Source organism: Serratia sp. NCCP-200, from assembly GCF_059697885.1.
The window spans coordinates 1,014,776-1,030,900 of sequence record NZ_BAAKUJ010000002.1 but is presented as its reverse complement, the minus strand read 5'-3'; the positions used below and the strand labels follow the sequence as shown (position 1 = coordinate 1,030,900).

Here is a 16,125-nt window from a genome sequence, read left to right as displayed (position 1 = left end):
TTCCTAGCTCAATAAATTGTTTAGCTGCTGCAAAATATCCTGAGTCTGTCCATGTAACTGGATGGCATAGAACAGGTAAATCACCGTCAACAGGCCTAAGCCACCCCATAGCAGGTGCTTGATGGTCAACCGTTTACTCAGGTAATAACGCCCGCCGGTGCGGCTTTGTTTCTTGTGCAAGACGGTCGCAGGCGCTTCACCGCGCAGCTGTTGCAGTTGGTGATGCAGCCGACGGAACAGCCGTTCAAAGTCATCGCTGTTTTGCAATGTCACCTTGTAACGGCCGCGATAACCCAGGCAGAAACACAGGTAAATGAACTCCAGCAGATCCTGATAACGTTTGGGTTCGCCCATCAGGCGTTCCAGCAGGACGTACACCTTCTCGCCGCCCCAGGTTTCGTTATGGAAATGCACCAGCAAGGACTGCTGCAACCAGCCATTTTGCGTATTCCAACCGTGCCCCAACGCCGTCTCATCGATAAAGGTACAAAGCACGTAGCGGAACGAAACGATCGCCCCTGGCTCGTAGCCTTTGGTTTGCAGGAACTGCTCAATGGCGCGGATATCCGTTACCACCTGCTGATAAAGCTGGTCTGGCAGCGGCTGGTTTTCCATGTCTTTCAAGCGCAGCACCATGCCGAGTAACGGCGTGGCGGCGTCCACCATCGCATTCAGGCTCTCACCGCGCAGCGGGAGCTGATATTGCCGATACGAAGTGACGGTTTCCGTTTCGGGCAGCGCGGGGTTATCCGTGACGGCATGCATTTTCATTAGCTGCTCCTAATCGCCCAGAACTGCATATCCAGTTCAGGGAAGTCACCCGAAACGTGGAAGGCAATCGCATTGCTTTGCAGGACCTCTTTCCAGGTCGGGCTTTGCCGATCCAACATGAAGTAGGTATAGCCGGAATGGTAAGGCAGTTGACGCGGGGCGGCAGAGAGCGCCACCAGCGGTACACCAGGCAGTTGCAGGCTAACCAGCTCACGGATTTTCTCCAGCGAGGTGATCTTGGTTTGCTGCACGAATTGCCGCCGCAGCTGTTCCTGCGGGATCTGCGCCCGAACGGCCAGCACAAAGTCAGCGCTGCGCAACAGATCGCTATCGTTGATCGTCCCCACACGAATGCCGTTAGGCTGTGGATGCAGCTGTACCGAGATAGCACGCGGTGTCAGCACCGTGCTGAGCGTTTGGCGCATCGCCAGGAACAGCGGCTGGAAGCAATCGGTCAGGTTGTCATGGTTATAAACGATGAAGCTGCCTGCCAGACGTGATTCGTCGGTAAAGGTGCGCAATTCGCCGCAGGTTTGCACCAGGTGGCTATAAAAATCCTGTGGGTGCAGCACCGCCTGATGAGACAGATGGGTGAACAAAGGCTGCATGCGGTTAAACACCTGCAGCATCATGAATTCGGCCACGTCGGCAATCCCCTGCTGGCCCGGCGAACCGATACGTTTGGCCAACAGCCGGGCGCGCTCCACCAAGGTACCCTCCACTTCATCCATAAAGTCTTTCAACTGTACGGAGGCGTGCAGAGTGGTGCAGGTAGGAATAAATTCTTCATCCAGGATCAGCGAGCCGTCCGGGTGCTTCTCTTTAATGCGGCAGACCGGCAGCACGGAATAGGCGCTGAGATCTTCGGAGCCCTGCATCAAACGCGGTGCCAACTGGGCCAGCAGCAGCTGGCTGACATCGCCGCCGTCGGTATGCAAATCGCGCACGTCATCGGTATGTTCGGCGTAGCGGATCGCCCCAGGCAGTTGGCTGTGCGGGCTGGCAACCTCATTGATGGTGTCGTTGAGCATCGGCAACGCCAGATAGATATCGCGGCTGGCGGCATCGTTGCAGTTCAGTACGTCCAGCGGCTTGGGCGCGCAATCCTGATAAGGAATATCAAACACCGTGCCATCGGCCATGCTGCCGCTGGCGTTGGTCAAGCCGATCCGCCCCAGCTTGAGCAGTTCCTGATTGATCTGCAGCGAGTGGAAGCCATAGGCGTAATTGGTCAGCGCGGTGATACGGCGCTGCAGCTGATAATCGTTATGTCTCTGTTGCTGTTGAAAGTGTTGTGGCTTAATGAACAGGCCTTCGCGCCAGATCACCCGATTCTTGGTCGGCATGGTTATTCTTCCTCTTTCCTTAAGTCGATTTCATCCGCTTTAACGTGGATCAGCACGCCGTAGTTATGACCAACATCTTTGATCTTGATGATTTTTTTCCATTCAGCGCGATCAACGTCGGCATAGTAGGCAATCACCCCCAGATAGTGGGTCTTCTCTTCCAGCTCAATAGCGGGTAACGGTTTATATTGGCTCGGCAGCAGGGTGTATTCCTGATGGTCGATGTAGTTCTTACTGAGCGTTTTCTTCAGTATTTCCGTGTCGAGCTGGTCGTAGTCGGCGGCCAGCAGTTTGGAATCATCGCTCAGGTACACCACCGCAATCTCGGTCGGCGCGGCCTCGCCTTTCTCATTGGGGTTGATATTCGCGTCCGCCAGCAGCGTCAACCGCAGCGTAGAAGGCTGCTCGGTAGCGCGCTCCGGCTTCTTGTTTTTCCATATCGTGCAGCCTGACAGCATCAGCACCAGGCATAGCGCAGTCGTCAGAAAGTATCCTCTGCCACCTTTCATCGTTCGCTGTCCTTCATCCCCTGGCGCAGCGCCTGGTCGTAAGCCTGTTCATACACTTCGCCAAACAGCTTTTCGAAGCCCTGCTGGCGGCTGGAGGCCAATTCCTGGTAGTAGTTTTTGTACATTTCCCAGGCCCAGGCGGAGTCTTGTTCCTGGCGCTCGTTGCTGCGCATGTAATGGCTAAAGCGCGTCAGCAGTCGCTCTGGGGAGAAGGCTTCCAGCATGGTGCTCAACGCCTGGGCAATCGCCTGTTGGTTGGCCTGATGGTGCAGGCGCAGGTTATGCAGGCTCTCGGCCACCGCCGCCGGGGCGGAAAGGTGGACCGGGCTTTTTTGATCGGCAAACAGCAGGCTGAGCGTGGTGTCGTAGTCCATATTCAGACGCAGCGGGTTATCTTCGATTGGGCGCAGATGTTTGTCCCGCAGGCCGTGTTGGCTGCGCTGCAAGGCCAATAGCCCTTCAATGGCGGCCCTGAGCGTTTTGCCAGCTTCCTCGAGGAAGTCATTGGCCTCCTGGCTGTTGCGGATTGGCAGTTGCGCGCCAAAACCCCGCATCAGCGGCGTGATCGCCACGTGCTGCTGTTCCATCTTGCTGTCTGACGGTGCCTGCTGGCCGGAAAGAAAACTGCTGATTTGCGGCAGATCGATAAACTCCTGATCCATGGCACTGTCCTTGGTGATATCAGAAAGTGGAGAAGAGAACAGCGGATCGCGGTAGCGATCCTGTTGTAATGATTGATCGGCACCGGTGAGGGCGCTCAGAGGTTCGTGCATCGTCAGGCTCTCGGTTTCCAATACCCGCAGCGGGTCGTGGCTGAAACCGTTGGCGACCGTGGCAGCGAGACGGTTGTCCTGCTCATGGTGGGATACCTGTGTATTGCCCCCTTCCATCATCGCTTCCAGCGGGTTGCTGTAGCTGGAGACCAGCGATTCTGGCGAAACCATCAGCGGATCGATCATATCGGCGCTCGAGCGGCTGATATGGCTCTTGATGGCCAGATTGCCTACGCTGATTTCATCACCTTGCTGGATGCGCACCAAACCGGAGTTTGCCGTCAGCATCGACTGGTTAATACTCACCGCACCGTTGAGCACCCGCAGGCAAAAGGACCCATCACGCCATTCAATGGCAAACTGTGAAGGGCTGATATTGCCGCCCTGATCTTGAATAGACCAATGATGGCTGCCGTCACTGCCAACCACCCCACCCTGTGCATTAAACAGGCTGCTGGCCGGTTTGCCACTTTCCAATCTGTCGCTATTGACGACTCGCAATGATAGCGTCGGTTGCTGTTTATCCATGATCTCTCTTCCTGAATCTTGATTGTCATTCCATAACGCTGATGGTTACGTGGGGCTGTTGCTCGGGTTCCCCGAGGAAGCTGGTCCAGCCCAGCAGGTTGTTTTGTTCTGTCCCCAGGATCATGCCGCCCACCTGCTGCTCTGCCAGACCCAGGCGTAAATCCCACGAAAACTGGTCGCGCATAATGAAAGCCACAAACATCTCTAACGGCTCGTAATTCTCCCCGTTAGGTAAAAATGACAAGAACTGTTCACGCGTCAGTTGGTTGAGGCACAACTGATATTTGCCACTGCGATCCGCTACCTGCGATCCCAGTGAGAAATTGACGCCCAGCACCGATTTCCCCTGGTATTTCTGGCCGCTGACCTTCACCCTGCCGCCCAGGCGATTCTGCTGCTCCGGGGCAATTTTGACCTTGCGCAGTTGCCAACTTTGCAGCGTCACATCCGCCAGGTTGAAACAGTGCGCCACCAGGCTGCAAATCACTTCCGGGGCACGCCCAGGGCTGGCCAGCAAACCGGCATAGGCCAGCATTTTGCCGTGGTGGATGCGCAGTTTTTTGCGGATCGCTTCGTTACTTAATCCCACTAGCGCAAACATGCGCTGCGAGACATCATCGTTACCACCCTCGTCAAAGCAGATGTAGTAGCGGTATTTGCGCCAAATCTGATGCAGCAGCGTTAACAGCCGGTGGTTGAACACGTTGAGAAAATCCGTCAGGCGGTTTTCATTCTGGGCATCTTCCCAGGCCAACGAATCCAGGTAGTAACCGGGTAACGGCGACTGGCTGCCATGCAACCCAAGGAAAGAGACTTCCAGCTCAAACTGGCCGCGAGCGGAAGTCTCCAACGCGATCACGTCACGGGTTGGAAAAGCCAGGCTGGCGGTCGATTTAAAGCGGATGGCCTCATCGGCTGGCCTGGCTGAACCCGGGGATTTTTGCCACGCTACCGCCATTTGGTTGAGCAGCTCGACCAATTGGTAAAAGTTATAACGTGACACATCCAGCACTGGCTCCAGCGGTACGCCTTCACCCGCGCTTACATCAATGCATGTTGACCCGTCTGTACCGGCCATTGGTAACATTCCTGATTATCAAGATTGATGACTTTCAAAAGGTGGAACGAGTTGACGCTGGCATACAGGGAGAAGAAGCGTGCCAACACCGTACCAAACAGGTAGAGCTCACCTTCAGAACCAAAAGCGCTTTGCTCCAGCCAGAGGGTGGTTTGCAGACCTCTGACCGGTAAACCACGGAACAACCTGTCGATCGGCTGGGTTTCGATACGCGAAATCGCGTCCAGTTTTTTTTGCGACGACCGAGCGGATTGCCGGTTGTGTACGCTGGGAAAATCATAGGTCTGCAGGATCTGTTTTAACGAATCCTTGTCCAGTAATGACATGTAGTTCAATGACATATTGGACAACAAAGACCATTGCAGGCTGCCATCCAACACCGGATACAGCGGTACCGAAGGCCGGGTAATATTACGGAAGGTCGCAAATGACGGGCCTGCTTGCGTCCGTTGGCAGATATCACCCACGCGTAGCGCCAGCGGTAATTCGCGGTTGGTACAGGTCATGCTGACCGACACGTTTTCTTGAGACAGCGCCACCTGCGTCTCATCACTGCGCACAAAGGAGATGTAATGCTCAAAGCCCTTACGGAACAGCGAGTTTCTCACCCGCAGGCGGTAATAGAGCATGTTGCGCTCCTGCGCAGGTTCCACCTGATGATGGAAACTTTCAAACGCCGGATAGCTTCTGGCCTGCCCCCGCCCGCTGCCCTTGGGATCTTTGCTTAACCAACTCTCCACGCGATCGACCGAGAAAATCTCGTAGCGCTCAGGATGATGGTAGCTGGCACACAGCGGATATTCGGTTTGTGTGCCATCCAGGGCTATCGCCTCGCTGTCGCGTTTGAACAGATTCACCGCCGGGGTGCAGTTCAGGCGCAGAGTGGTTGGCCGTATCTTGACCTCAGGCGGCAATGGCTGGGAGAAATGCAGATTGAGGGTGAACTCGCTGGCTTTCAGATGCGCGGGGAAATCCACCACGCCAGCCACGTCAAAGAACAGGAAGCCTTCTGGGAAACAGAAATACTCCTGCAGGATACGGTAGCCGACATAGGCGTTTTTCGGATAAGGCAACAGCGCATCTTCACGCTCAAAGCCCACCGGGTTGAAATCGAAGTCCGGCATCGGAATGGTGATGCCATTGACCACCAGATCGGCCCGTTCGAAATAGTGACTGATCCAGAAATAGAGCTGGGTGCTGGTGTAACCGTCCTCACCCAGATAGAAACGCAGTTTATCGAGCCGCATTTCCTGCACGTTCAACTCCGCCTTGGCGCCGAAGTGAATGCTCAATATCCCCTGTTCGTTGCTGTTGTTGACGGCGATATCCTGGATACCCATCGGGAACAGCCAGACATCCCGGCACAGCGTGAAGCTGCACTGGGGGCCGTGTGTTTCGCTGTCATTTTGCAACGCGCCGCGTTCCGCTCTTTGCGCAATCGGGACGCTCTCGATCTGGCTGCCGCGCTCGATCAACGTCGCTTCCGTGAGCGCACTGCTGTTCGGCGTGTATTCGACGATGGTCATGCTGGGCACTGGCCGCAAATAGTTCGGCCACAGCATATTCAGCAGGCCGTGAGTCAACTCTGGGAACTGGTCGTCGATCTTTTCGCGCAGGTTGCCGGTCAGAAAGGCGAAGCCTTCCAACAGGCGCTCAACGTCCGGATCGGAACCCTGTTCGGATAAAAAGGCAGCAAGATGCGGCCGTTCGATTGCGGCATCCCGCCCTAATTGCCGGAGGTAATCCAGCTCATCCCTGAAGTACTTTTCGAACGACATTATGCTTCCTGGTTTAGGCAGTAACGGCGGTTGCTGTCCAATTGGATATTGAACTCAACCACATCGCCGATATTGTCGAAATCAACTTGAGCACTGATATGGAAACTCAATAACAGTGGGTCCCCCTGATCTACCAGGGATTGAACGGCAACCTCGGAAATTCTTGGCTCGTAGCGCTCAATACACTCCTTGATGGCCTGCTCAATACTCTTACGAAAATCAGACGTGGTTGCCGTGGCATCATTGAGATCAATAACCCCCAGGCCTGCAGCACTTTGGCAGGCTCCGGGGCGCGAATTGAGGACTTCGTTCAAATGCTGCTTGATTGAGATTAATAGCTCTTGAACACGGCTATGTGAGGAAGGGCCTAAGCCCTTCCCCTGGATACGCTCAAACAAGCTGGCAGAACTTCCTCGCTCCCAATTAAGAAGCGCAGCCATGGCCTGTTATTCCTTATCCAAACGACCAACCAGCGAGAGCTCGAAACTCGCTCCCATGTATTTGAAGTGTGGACGCACCTGCATCGCCACCTGGTACCAGCCCGGATCCCCTTCGACATCCAGCACCTGGATCTGAGCAGAACGCAGAGGGCGGCGGCTGCGAACATCGGTCGGTGGGTTTTCCTGATCGGCAATGTATTGCTTGAGCCAGATGTTCAGCTCTCGCTCCAGATCCTGACGCTCTTTCCACGAACCAATCTGCTCACGCTGCAGCACTTTGATGTAGTGAGCCAGGCGGTTGATGATGAACATGTACGGCAGTTGGGTTCCCAACTTGTAGTTGGTTTCCGCCATCCGGCCTTCATGGGTATTCGGGAATACCTTCGGCTTTTGGACCGAGTTGGCCGAGAAGAACGCCGCGTTGTCGGTGCCTTTGCGCATGGTCAGGGTAATAAAGCCCTCTTCCGCCAGCTCAAATTCACGACGGTCGGTGATCAGCACTTCGGTCGGGATCTTCGCCTGTACCTGGCCCATCGCCTCATAGAGGTGAACCGGCAGGTTGTGCACCGCACCACCGCTTTGTGGCCCGATGATGTTCGGACACCAGCGATACTTGGCGAAGCTGTCTGTCAGGCAGGCTGCCAGCAGGAATGCGGTGTTGCCCCACAGGAAGTGTTCGTGATCCTTGCTGACGTCTTCGTAGTAGTTGAAATTCTTGATCGGATTTTCAACGGTGGAATATGGTAAACGCAGCAGGAAACGTGGCGTGGTCAGGCCCAGATAGCGGGAGTCTTCCGACTCGCGCAGCGCACGCCATTTGGTGTGTGCTGGCCCTTCGAACACCGACTTCATGTCTTTGATGGCAGGCAGTTCGGTAAAGCTGCTGATACCAAAGAAGTCCGGCGCAACGCTGGAAAGGAACGGCGCATGTGCCATGGCCCCAACGGCGCTGACGTATTGCAGCAGCTTCATATCCGGGGTGCTGTTGCTGAACGCATAGTTACCGATGATGGCTGCGGTAGGTTCGCCGCCAAACTGGCCGTAACCAGATGAGTACACGTGCTTGTAGAAACCAGACTGGATAATTTCCGGCGAGAACTCAAAATCTTCCAGCAGCTCTTCTTTGGTCGCGTGCATGATGTTGATTTTGATGTTTTCACGGAAATCGGTGCGATCCACCAGCAGCTTCAGTGAACGCCAGGAGGATTCGATTTCGCGGAATTCTTTGGCATGCAGAATTTCGTCCATCTGAGCACTGAGCTTTTTATCCAGCTCGATGATCATTCTGTCGACCAACAGCTTGTTGATCGGCTCTTCGTTGGTGCCAGTGTCCAGAATGCTGCTGATAAATGCAGCAACGCCCTGTTTGGCGACGTCATAGCCATCATTACCCGGCATCATGCGGGTCTGAGACATGATCTCGTCTAGCAGGAAAGTGGTACTGGTAGGCTCGGCAGCTAAAACCGCATTTTCTTCATGTAAAGACATACGTAAAATTCCCTCTTTCCGTCTCAATTATTTCTGATTAAGAATGTCCAATTCCTTTAGCAACTGCTCACGCATTTCTTCATTGCCTAGGAGATCTTGCAGACGAGAACGGAAGGCAGGAATATTGCCCAGAGGCCCTTTCAGGGCGACCAGCGCTTCCCGCAGTTCCAGAATTTTTTTCAGTTCGGGGACATTTTTCGCCACGTTGTCCGGTGAGAAATCGTCGAGAGAATTGATCGCCAATGTGACCGGCATCTCTTCTTTCCCCTCACCTTCCAGGTGATTGGGTACAGTGAACGAAAGGTTGATATTGGCTTCGTTCATCACCGCGTTGAAGTTGTTCTTGCTGACGGAAACGACCTGACGTTCTTCAATCGGGGTGTCTTCACGAACCCCCTTGAGATCGCCAACGACCATCAGGTTCAGTGGCAGTTCAATTTCAGAGGTTTGATCGCCCGTGTTAGGAACGTACTTAATGTTGATCCTTTCCTTGGGGGCAACACTGCTTTGATTATTCTTACTCATCACTCGTCCTTTTAGTCACAATAAGGGAATACCAGCTAATGTTTGTTGAATGAGCACCGGAAAATGACATTCAGATATCATCCATGCTAATAAAGTTAGCGCCATCTATTCAGATAGAAAATCTATCGCCGTAAAACTAAATACCTTCGTTTATGTCGCACTGAGGTCCAGGAGCAATCCTGTTTCGCACGTAAATATGGGAATTTTCCCATATTCTGCAAAAACCTGCGAATTATCCTAAACAATAACAAAATCCCCGGAAAATGGGTTTACGGCCCACGACAAAACTGGACATTTCCTGCATTAGCATAGCTTCACTGAATGTATCGTCCCCGATCTGACTGGTAAAAGTCCATAAATTTTTCTTTACTAAGCGTCCTAATAATTTATCACCTGGCAAGAGCGGCTTTCTGCTTATGATCATAAAAAATAATTTCACAAAAATTTATAAATTCATTAAAAACAACAAGTTAAAAAATAAAGTAATTGTTTTAATTATGATGAAGACATAAACCATAACTACCATCAATATTTAAACCAGCATAAAACACCAATAATGCAAATATTATAATTTTTTATCCCATTAACGATACCAATAAACATTGCAAATTTGTGAGTGGCTTGGCACTAGGGAAAGTCCCGATTATAGTGATGGCCGAAGTGAGAAGTGGGGCAAGTGACATTCGAGGTCGATTAATATCGGCTAGTCGGTGTGACTAGCATTGAGTTAATACCAAGCTAACTGACAAGGATCTTTAAGATGCCAACTCCAGCTTATATCTCTATCACAGGGAAAACCCAGGGTAATATTACCGCCAGCGCATTTACCGCTGAATCTGTCGGTAACATCTTTGTTCAAGGCCACGAAGACCAGATGCTGGTTCAGGAATTTGAACATATCGTTACCGTACCAACCGATCCGCAGTCTGGCCAGCCGTCAGGGCAGCGTGCACATAAGCCATTCCGCTTTACCGTGGCTTATAACAAAGCTGTTCCATTGCTGTATAACGCATTGGCCTCAGGCGAAATGCTGCCAACGGTTGAATTGAAATGGTACCGCACCTCGATCGAAGGTAAACAAGAGCACTTCTTTACCACCAAACTGGAAGATGCCACCATCATCGATATCGACTGCAAAATGCCACACTGCCAGGATCCAACCAAGGCTGAGTTCACTCAGTTGGTTCGCGTTTCACTGGCATACCGTAAAATCACTTGGGAACACACCACCGCCGGGACTTCGGGTTCTGACGACTGGCGTGCCCCAATCGAAGCCTAAGGCCAGCCTTAGCTTTGCCCAAGCAGCCAATCGAGAGATTGGCTGCTCTTTTACATCTGCTTGCTTACGCATATAGCCATCGGGAAGATCATCTCGCGCAGTACAAAACCACCGTTGCCGACGGAGGTAATCGAGATATAGAAGTCTTGTTTGTTCTCAAAGATCAGGTCATTGAACAACGCGTCCGGTACACTATTGATGGTGGCGTAATTTTCATCACTGATTTTCTTAAGGTGATAGTAGCTACCGTAGGGCTCATTGCTGTAGTTAAAGTAAACCTTGCGATTGACATTATAATTTACCCCTTCATTGCTGAGCACCCCCCTCACATAAAGCAGGCCTATATTGTCGCTTACCAGCATGAGAGAGACATCACCTTCAATCTTGCTGTGGCTGGCGACATTTTCGAAATAGACCTCCGTATCACACTTGAAGTATTGCCCTTTGCTTTCCTTAGACATCAGGTACACCAATGCTGATGTACATGACAACAGAATGATGATAAACATCCACACCAGCTTTTTCCTGTTCATCTTCTTCAAACCACTTTTATGCTGTAACAATGATCATAATTGCCGCCATTCTCATTGCGGCACAAAGACAGCATTCTGAATTGGTTGGTGCTCTGTTCTTCACCACTGAGATAGAAAAACACGTCATAGCGATCGTACTCACAATCAACGTCATTCTTTCTTATCATCTCCATGACGAGAGCGATGGACGCCTGCCGTTTTTTTTCAGGGATCTCCCTCAGCGTTTTCAATACACAGCCTTTATACTTATAGAAAGTTTTAGGCTGAGTATTTGCAAACATCGAGTGAAATTTATCGCCATACAGCGAAGTGAACAGCGCCAACAAAACCAGGATAAAAAGGGCAAGACTCATATAAATTGACCTGAAAGAGGGTTTTTCCTTCACCATTGTTCCCTGAACCGTTCTCACAGGTTGCCCTTCTCCCTCAACCAGGACAATCATATGGTTGCGGTTCAAGGCAAAGCCTTTTTTGGGCACGGTTTTAATCAAATCGTGCAGATCAGCCAACTCTTCCAAATGCTTCCTCAATATACTAATATGATTATTGAGGTTGTTATTTGATGCTGTTAGGCCATGCTCTGACCAGACGACATTTAGCAAATGCTCTCGAGTCACACCGGCAGGATTTTTCAAAAGCTCATCGAAAAGCCGAGATGAAATAGCGTTTAACGTTAATGTTTTATTATTCTGCTCATTGGAGAGTAAATGCTCTTCAGTATCAAAGAACAAACTGCCGTTGATAATATAGTTCACTTAATCACCTGCTACTTTGCATAACATGATTAAATAGCTGCACCTAATGGTACTAGAGAAGGATGTCATTCATATTACTCAGCAAAGCTAACGCTCTGTCATGGCAATATCATTCACCAGACAGTTTTTTTTATCAAGTATTATGCAGCTTTAGGATTATTTATGCTTAAATAAAAAACAGCAAAAAAACATAAAATAGCTACTTAATAGTAACTAAATATAATTACGCGACTTATTTTGTCGTTAAAACACAGCGTTATATATAAATGATCCTAATAAAATATATTATTCAGAATTTAAATCTATTTATCCTCACCTGGCCAGACAAAAATGCTATTCCAGTCGGCAGGGCTTCGGCCTCGCCAAACCGCCGCATTATCAGTCAAAAATATGGTTGCCCATACAAAAACGGATCAGCTCCTGATTACTCTCAACGTTCAACTTACGCATAGCAGAATTCTTCTGCAAGCTAACCGTCTTGGCACTTCTATTAAGCCGTTCAGCGATATGCGCTATGGAGTCACCCTCGACAAAATAGCGCAAAACTTCAAACTCGCGTGGGGACAGGCTATTGATGCGTTGCTGTATAAATACCTCACGCTCATCGCTACGACCATCGCTCTGGAACGAAGCTGGATAATATCTGGCGTTCGCCCTTACGGCTCGTAACGCTGATTGAACCTCTGATAGCGGATCCTGTTTGAAGATCACGCCTGCCACCCCGGTGTCGTAGAGCGCGGAGACGATCATCGGATTGGAGATCATGGTCAACACCAACATTTTGACCTGAGGGAAATTTCTGACCAGAAAATCGACGTAGCGTAAACCGTCTTTATGTGTCTCGTCGTGGGGCATATTGTAATCGGTGATAACCACATCGGGTGGGGCAGTTTTGAGATAGCGTACCAACTCTTCGGTGGAGGTGAAGGTGGCCACGACCTCGATATGGAGCTGTTGATCCAGAAAGTCTTTCAGACCTGCCAACACCACCTGGTGGTCGTCCACTAGGACTACGCGTAATGTTTTCATCGGACACCTACGTTTGATCAGATTGATGCGATGTTATTCAAAACCTGACGTATGTCAGTGACGATTGCGGACATTCTGGCTTGCCCTTGCCCATCCAGACCCTGCGTTTGCATATGCAACTCAAGCTCTGCCATTTGCGCCGCGAGCGCCCGATGGTTGGCCAACGCCAGCGCAGCCCGCATACGGTGCAAGGCCGTGGCAACCCGGTCTGCATCGCTGTCAGTCATCCCCTGCTCTAGCTGACGCATATCTTCCTCCATGGTGCTGAGAAAAATGTCGCGGTGTTTGTTGAGCACATTGGGCTCTACGTGTTTGAAATCCCTATCTTCGTTACTCTCGAGTTGATTATGGTCGTTGTGGGAATATTTGCGCAAGATTTCTACCAACGTACGTAACTCAATCGGCTTGACCAACCAGGCATTCATACCCGCTTCAACACAGCGGCGTTCCTCATCGAGCATCGCGTTGGCCGTTACCCCGATAATCGGCACCGTCGCCCCTTCCGCACGCAGCTTACGCGCCAGATCGTAACCATTCAGGTAAGGCATGTTGACGTCGGTCAGCACCAGGTCATAGGGAGTGATATCCCACTGCGCCAGGGCTTCTTCACCATCGCCCGCCAGTTGGACCTCACAACCCAATAGTTCGAGTTGCCCCTGTAGCGTGACCTGGTTAAGGGGATGATCCTCCGCCACCAGTACGCGAAAGTGGAATTGCGGCAGTGTCATTTCGTGCTGTTCGCTTGGCGGGTCACCGTTGAGCAGTTGGCCAATGCCATAACCTATACTGCTTAGGCTGTACGCATCAACCACAGCGCCATTGGCAACTTCACCGGATAAATAAACGGTTAAAATCGGCCCATGCCACTCAAGCGCTTCACCCGGCGAGTGCCGCTGCACATCCAGCAAAATAGCCTCGTCATTCCCCGGCAACAGTAGATCTAAATCCGACGCCGCTCGAGCCCCCCAATATCGCAGCCAAGTGCAGATATTTTCGGTCAGTTCCGGATGCGGCGACCGTACTAACACGTTGGCTCCTGCCAGTTGCGGTTGCTGCGCATCAGGCGTTTCGCCAACGGCAAGATCCAACGTCACTGCAAACTTGCTACCTTGCTGAGGTTTACTTTCCAGCGTGATTTCCGCCCCCATCAAATCGGCAAGGCGTTCGCAGATGGAAAGGCCCAGCCCCGCCCCGCCCAAACTGCTGTGACCCTCGCCAATCAAATAGAAGGGAGTGAACAGTTTCGCCTGATGTGCTTTAGAGATGCCGACCCCGCTGTCACAGACCTCCAGATGCAGCCGGGTTTTCTCGCGCCCAGCACCAACCTGACTGAGCCGAACGATGACGTGGCCAAACTCGGTAAACTTTATCGCATTACTGATGAGATTACTCAGGATCTGCCTGATGCGCACCGCATCCCCGATCGCCACCGGAGGCACGTCGGGATCGACCACAGAGAACAGCAGCAAGCCCTTACGGTGGGCCATTGCCGCATAAGTACCGGTGCAGCTTTGTACCAACTCGCGCGGCTGAAACGCCCTCTTCTCCAACCGCAACTGCCCGGCCTCAATCTTGCTGACATCCAGGATATCGCTGATCAGTTGCAGCAGCATTTGTGAGGCATCGTCGATACGTTCGACATATTGACGCTGCTGGCGGTCTAACCTCGTGGTGGCCAATAGCTCCAAAGTGCCTAACGCGCCATACAGCGGCGTGCGGATCTCATGGCTCATGGTGGCCAGGAAGGTGGATTTTGCCACGCTGGCGTCATCCGCAGCCGCCTTGGCTCGCGCCAGTTGGCGTTCTATTTCCGCCCGTGCGCTGACGTCTGCAAAGGCGCAGAGGATCACGTCATGTTGCCTGTAACGGGTTGGCGCATAGGCAACGTAAAGTATCTTTCCTGCCATATCCAGTTGCTCAATAACCCCGGCAGCCGGTGCGGAAAGTACCTGTTCCAAAAGCCTGGCGGCGGCGGGATCAGGCAACCGTTCACCGACCGTTGCCCCTAACCAGTCCAATGCCAGCGCATTACCAAACACCAAATGACCATCGGCACGATCGATCAGACACAACGCAACCGGCGCCGTCTGTATCAGAGTGCGGTTAAAGGCATCGCTTTCCAGTATTTCATGTTGGGCCACCTGGGCTGGCAAGATCACCTGCCGGTTATACCAACGCAGATAAGCCAAACCGCTGGTGATGCCGATCAGCAACACCAGTAGCACGCTAACTGGCAACCACAGATTGTCCTGGAAAAAGCTCACATAGCTTACGGAATAGTACCCCGTCCAATTGCCGCTTGTGTCGACAACCTTGAACACCAGACCGCTCAGGGTGTAGTGCAAACCTGGTAGACCAACTCTCGGGGGCTGGCCTTCTCCCATCAACATGCCGTGCGTTTTATGGCTCAACCACATATGATCATAGCGCTGCAGCCAGAATATATGACGCGGTGCCGGGTTGACGGCACGCTCCAGGACACCTACCTGCGAACGGCTCAGCAGGGTAGCCGCGTAGATACAACTGGCAGGCCCCCTACTCAAGTGGCTCCAGATCCTGGGCGAGAACCCTGAGGGTATCAACCCAATCAGCCGGCCCGGCAGAGCGGCCGTGCGAAACCAGATAGCCTCATCCTCTATCGGCTTGTCCCCTGGTTGCCATTGGCAATCCTTGATTGGCACACTGCTGCTTAACCGTTCACGCACGGCGTCGACCACGGCTCGATAAGTCTCAAGGTCAATCGGTTCATATCCTGCACTGACATTAATCGCAGGTACGCTGATGCTGGCATCGTCAGCTTCATTAATGAAGAACACGTTAGCAGCAGGAAAGTAGGATGCGGCCCAAAACGAAGAGTAAAAATCGGCCAGGTAGCTACCTAGCGGTAATAGCGCCTCAGGCTTGATAGGGCAATTTTTTTCACACAGCAAAGAGAATGGCATATCCACCACGGACTCACGCCCCTCAAACAGCCTGTCCCCCCCAGCCGGCAAGGTGGTAATCTCATGAAAACTGCCAATGCTCGTATCGGGCAGCTCTGACAGTTGCCCGCTCTGATGACGTAATTGATGCAGAAAGGTTTCCTGTTCGTGGGCATACCCTACCAGCGTCAGGAAGTCTAAGGTGAAGCGGCCACGCTCCTGATCGATAATGCGCTGAGTGCCCCAATACAGGCCAGCGGCCAAAACCATCGCCAATACCGCAAAGGCAAACAACACCTTGTTTTGTCTAAGTGATGTATACGTGACCCTACTAAACGGCGTTTGAGACATAGGATAGCAACCTGCAAATTC

General features: G+C 52.0%; 14 protein-coding genes. 1 reads left to right on the top strand and 13 read right to left on the bottom strand.

Annotated elements, in window-relative coordinates; genetic code table 11:
- Positions 1-3: 3 nt before the first annotated feature.
- From icmH to tssB, 9 genes are read right to left on the bottom strand one after another with little or no spacing between them, the layout of a single operon-like run.
- Complete coding sequence (gene icmH / locus AC6HVW_RS10025; RefSeq protein WP_071680602.1) at positions 4-771, bottom strand: type IVB secretion system protein IcmH/DotU; 768 nt, start codon at positions 769-771, stop codon at positions 4-6.
- On the bottom strand, positions 771-2,117 hold the full coding sequence (tssK, locus tag AC6HVW_RS10020; RefSeq protein ID WP_071680603.1) for a type VI secretion system baseplate subunit TssK: 1,347 nt from the start codon (positions 2,115-2,117) through the stop codon (positions 771-773). The genes icmH and tssK overlap by 1 nt, the downstream gene beginning before the upstream one ends.
- A gap of 2 nt (positions 2,118-2,119) precedes the next feature.
- The gene (gene tssJ, locus AC6HVW_RS10015; RefSeq protein WP_021178399.1) at positions 2,120-2,626 is read right to left on the bottom strand and encodes a type VI secretion system lipoprotein TssJ; all 507 of its coding nucleotides are present in this window, start codon (positions 2,624-2,626) and stop codon (positions 2,120-2,122) included.
- Entirely contained in the window at positions 2,623-3,927 is a 1,305-nt protein-coding gene (tagH, locus tag AC6HVW_RS10010; protein ID WP_024529705.1) for a type VI secretion system-associated FHA domain protein TagH, read from the bottom strand. The genes tssJ and tagH overlap by 4 nt, the downstream gene beginning before the upstream one ends.
- Before the next feature lie 25 nt (positions 3,928-3,952).
- A complete protein-coding gene (gene tssG, locus AC6HVW_RS10005; RefSeq protein WP_071680604.1) occupies positions 3,953-5,005 on the bottom strand; it encodes a type VI secretion system baseplate subunit TssG in 1,053 nt (350 codons plus the stop codon).
- A complete protein-coding gene (gene tssF, locus AC6HVW_RS10000) occupies positions 4,969-6,783 on the bottom strand; it encodes a type VI secretion system baseplate subunit TssF (RefSeq protein ID WP_024529703.1) in 1,815 nt (604 codons plus the stop codon). Before tssF ends, tssG begins: the two co-directional genes overlap by 37 nt.
- Positions 6,783-7,223 (bottom strand): type VI secretion system baseplate subunit TssE, encoded by a 441-nt coding sequence (tssE, locus tag AC6HVW_RS09995; protein WP_021178403.1) that lies wholly within the window; start codon positions 7,221-7,223, stop codon positions 6,783-6,785. Before tssE ends, tssF begins: the two co-directional genes overlap by 1 nt.
- Before the next feature lie 6 nt (positions 7,224-7,229).
- Positions 7,230-8,711 carry a type VI secretion system contractile sheath large subunit gene (tssC, locus tag AC6HVW_RS09990; protein ID WP_071680605.1) on the bottom strand — a complete coding sequence of 494 codons (1,482 nt, stop codon included), beginning with the start codon at positions 8,709-8,711 and terminating at the stop codon, positions 7,230-7,232.
- A 27-nt stretch (positions 8,712-8,738) separates the two neighbouring features.
- On the bottom strand, positions 8,739-9,236 hold the full coding sequence (gene tssB, locus AC6HVW_RS09985; RefSeq protein ID WP_021178405.1) for a type VI secretion system contractile sheath small subunit: 498 nt from the start codon (positions 9,234-9,236) through the stop codon (positions 8,739-8,741).
- A 760-nt stretch (positions 9,237-9,996) separates the two neighbouring features.
- Between tssB and AC6HVW_RS09980 the strand changes: the two genes are divergently transcribed.
- Positions 9,997-10,515, top strand: coding sequence for an Hcp family type VI secretion system effector (locus tag AC6HVW_RS09980; protein ID WP_021178406.1), 519 nt, complete (start codon positions 9,997-9,999; stop codon positions 10,513-10,515).
- A gap of 50 nt (positions 10,516-10,565) precedes the next feature.
- Here AC6HVW_RS09980 and AC6HVW_RS09975 read toward each other — a convergent pair whose 3' ends face one another.
- The 4 genes from AC6HVW_RS09975 to AC6HVW_RS09960 form a co-directional block, all read right to left on the bottom strand.
- Complete coding sequence (locus tag AC6HVW_RS09975; RefSeq protein ID WP_071680606.1) at positions 10,566-11,024, bottom strand: FidL-like protein; 459 nt, start codon at positions 11,022-11,024, stop codon at positions 10,566-10,568.
- Between the two features lie 29 nt (positions 11,025-11,053).
- A complete protein-coding gene (locus AC6HVW_RS09970; RefSeq protein ID WP_071680607.1) occupies positions 11,054-11,803 on the bottom strand; it encodes a winged helix-turn-helix domain-containing protein in 750 nt (249 codons plus the stop codon).
- Between the two features lie 378 nt (positions 11,804-12,181).
- Positions 12,182-12,832 (bottom strand): response regulator, encoded by a 651-nt coding sequence (locus AC6HVW_RS09965; protein WP_071680608.1) that lies wholly within the window; start codon positions 12,830-12,832, stop codon positions 12,182-12,184.
- Between the two features lie 17 nt (positions 12,833-12,849).
- On the bottom strand, positions 12,850-16,050 hold the full coding sequence (locus tag AC6HVW_RS09960) for a hybrid sensor histidine kinase/response regulator (RefSeq protein WP_217497046.1): 3,201 nt from the start codon (positions 16,048-16,050) through the stop codon (positions 12,850-12,852).
- Positions 16,051-16,125: the final 75 nt, after the last annotated feature.

Bases quoted from the DNA above. Each gene is read 5' to 3' on its own strand.
- AC6HVW_RS09965 (WP_071680608.1), bottom strand. From the start codon at position 12,832: ATGAAAACATTACGCGTAGTCCTAGTGGACGACCACCAGGTGGTGTTG.
- tssG (WP_071680604.1), bottom strand. From the start codon at position 5,005: ATGGCCGGTACAGACGGGTCAACATGCATTGATGTAAGCGCGGGTGAA.
- tssB (WP_021178405.1), bottom strand. From the start codon at position 9,236: ATGAGTAAGAATAATCAAAGCAGTGTTGCCCCCAAGGAAAGGATCAAC.
- tssJ (WP_021178399.1), bottom strand. From the start codon at position 2,626: ATGAAAGGTGGCAGAGGATACTTTCTGACGACTGCGCTATGCCTGGTG.
- AC6HVW_RS09975 (WP_071680606.1), bottom strand. From the start codon at position 11,024: ATGTTTATCATCATTCTGTTGTCATGTACATCAGCATTGGTGTACCTG.
- icmH (WP_071680602.1), bottom strand. From the start codon at position 771: ATGAAAATGCATGCCGTCACGGATAACCCCGCGCTGCCCGAAACGGAA.
- tssF (WP_024529703.1), bottom strand. From the start codon at position 6,783: ATGTCGTTCGAAAAGTACTTCAGGGATGAGCTGGATTACCTCCGGCAA.
- tssC (WP_071680605.1), bottom strand. From the start codon at position 8,711: ATGTCTTTACATGAAGAAAATGCGGTTTTAGCTGCCGAGCCTACCAGT.
- tssK (WP_071680603.1), bottom strand. From the start codon at position 2,117: ATGCCGACCAAGAATCGGGTGATCTGGCGCGAAGGCCTGTTCATTAAG.
- tssE (WP_021178403.1), bottom strand. From the start codon at position 7,223: ATGGCTGCGCTTCTTAATTGGGAGCGAGGAAGTTCTGCCAGCTTGTTT.
- tagH (WP_024529705.1), bottom strand. From the start codon at position 3,927: ATGGATAAACAGCAACCGACGCTATCATTGCGAGTCGTCAATAGCGAC.
- AC6HVW_RS09980 (WP_021178406.1), top strand. From the start codon at position 9,997: ATGCCAACTCCAGCTTATATCTCTATCACAGGGAAAACCCAGGGTAAT.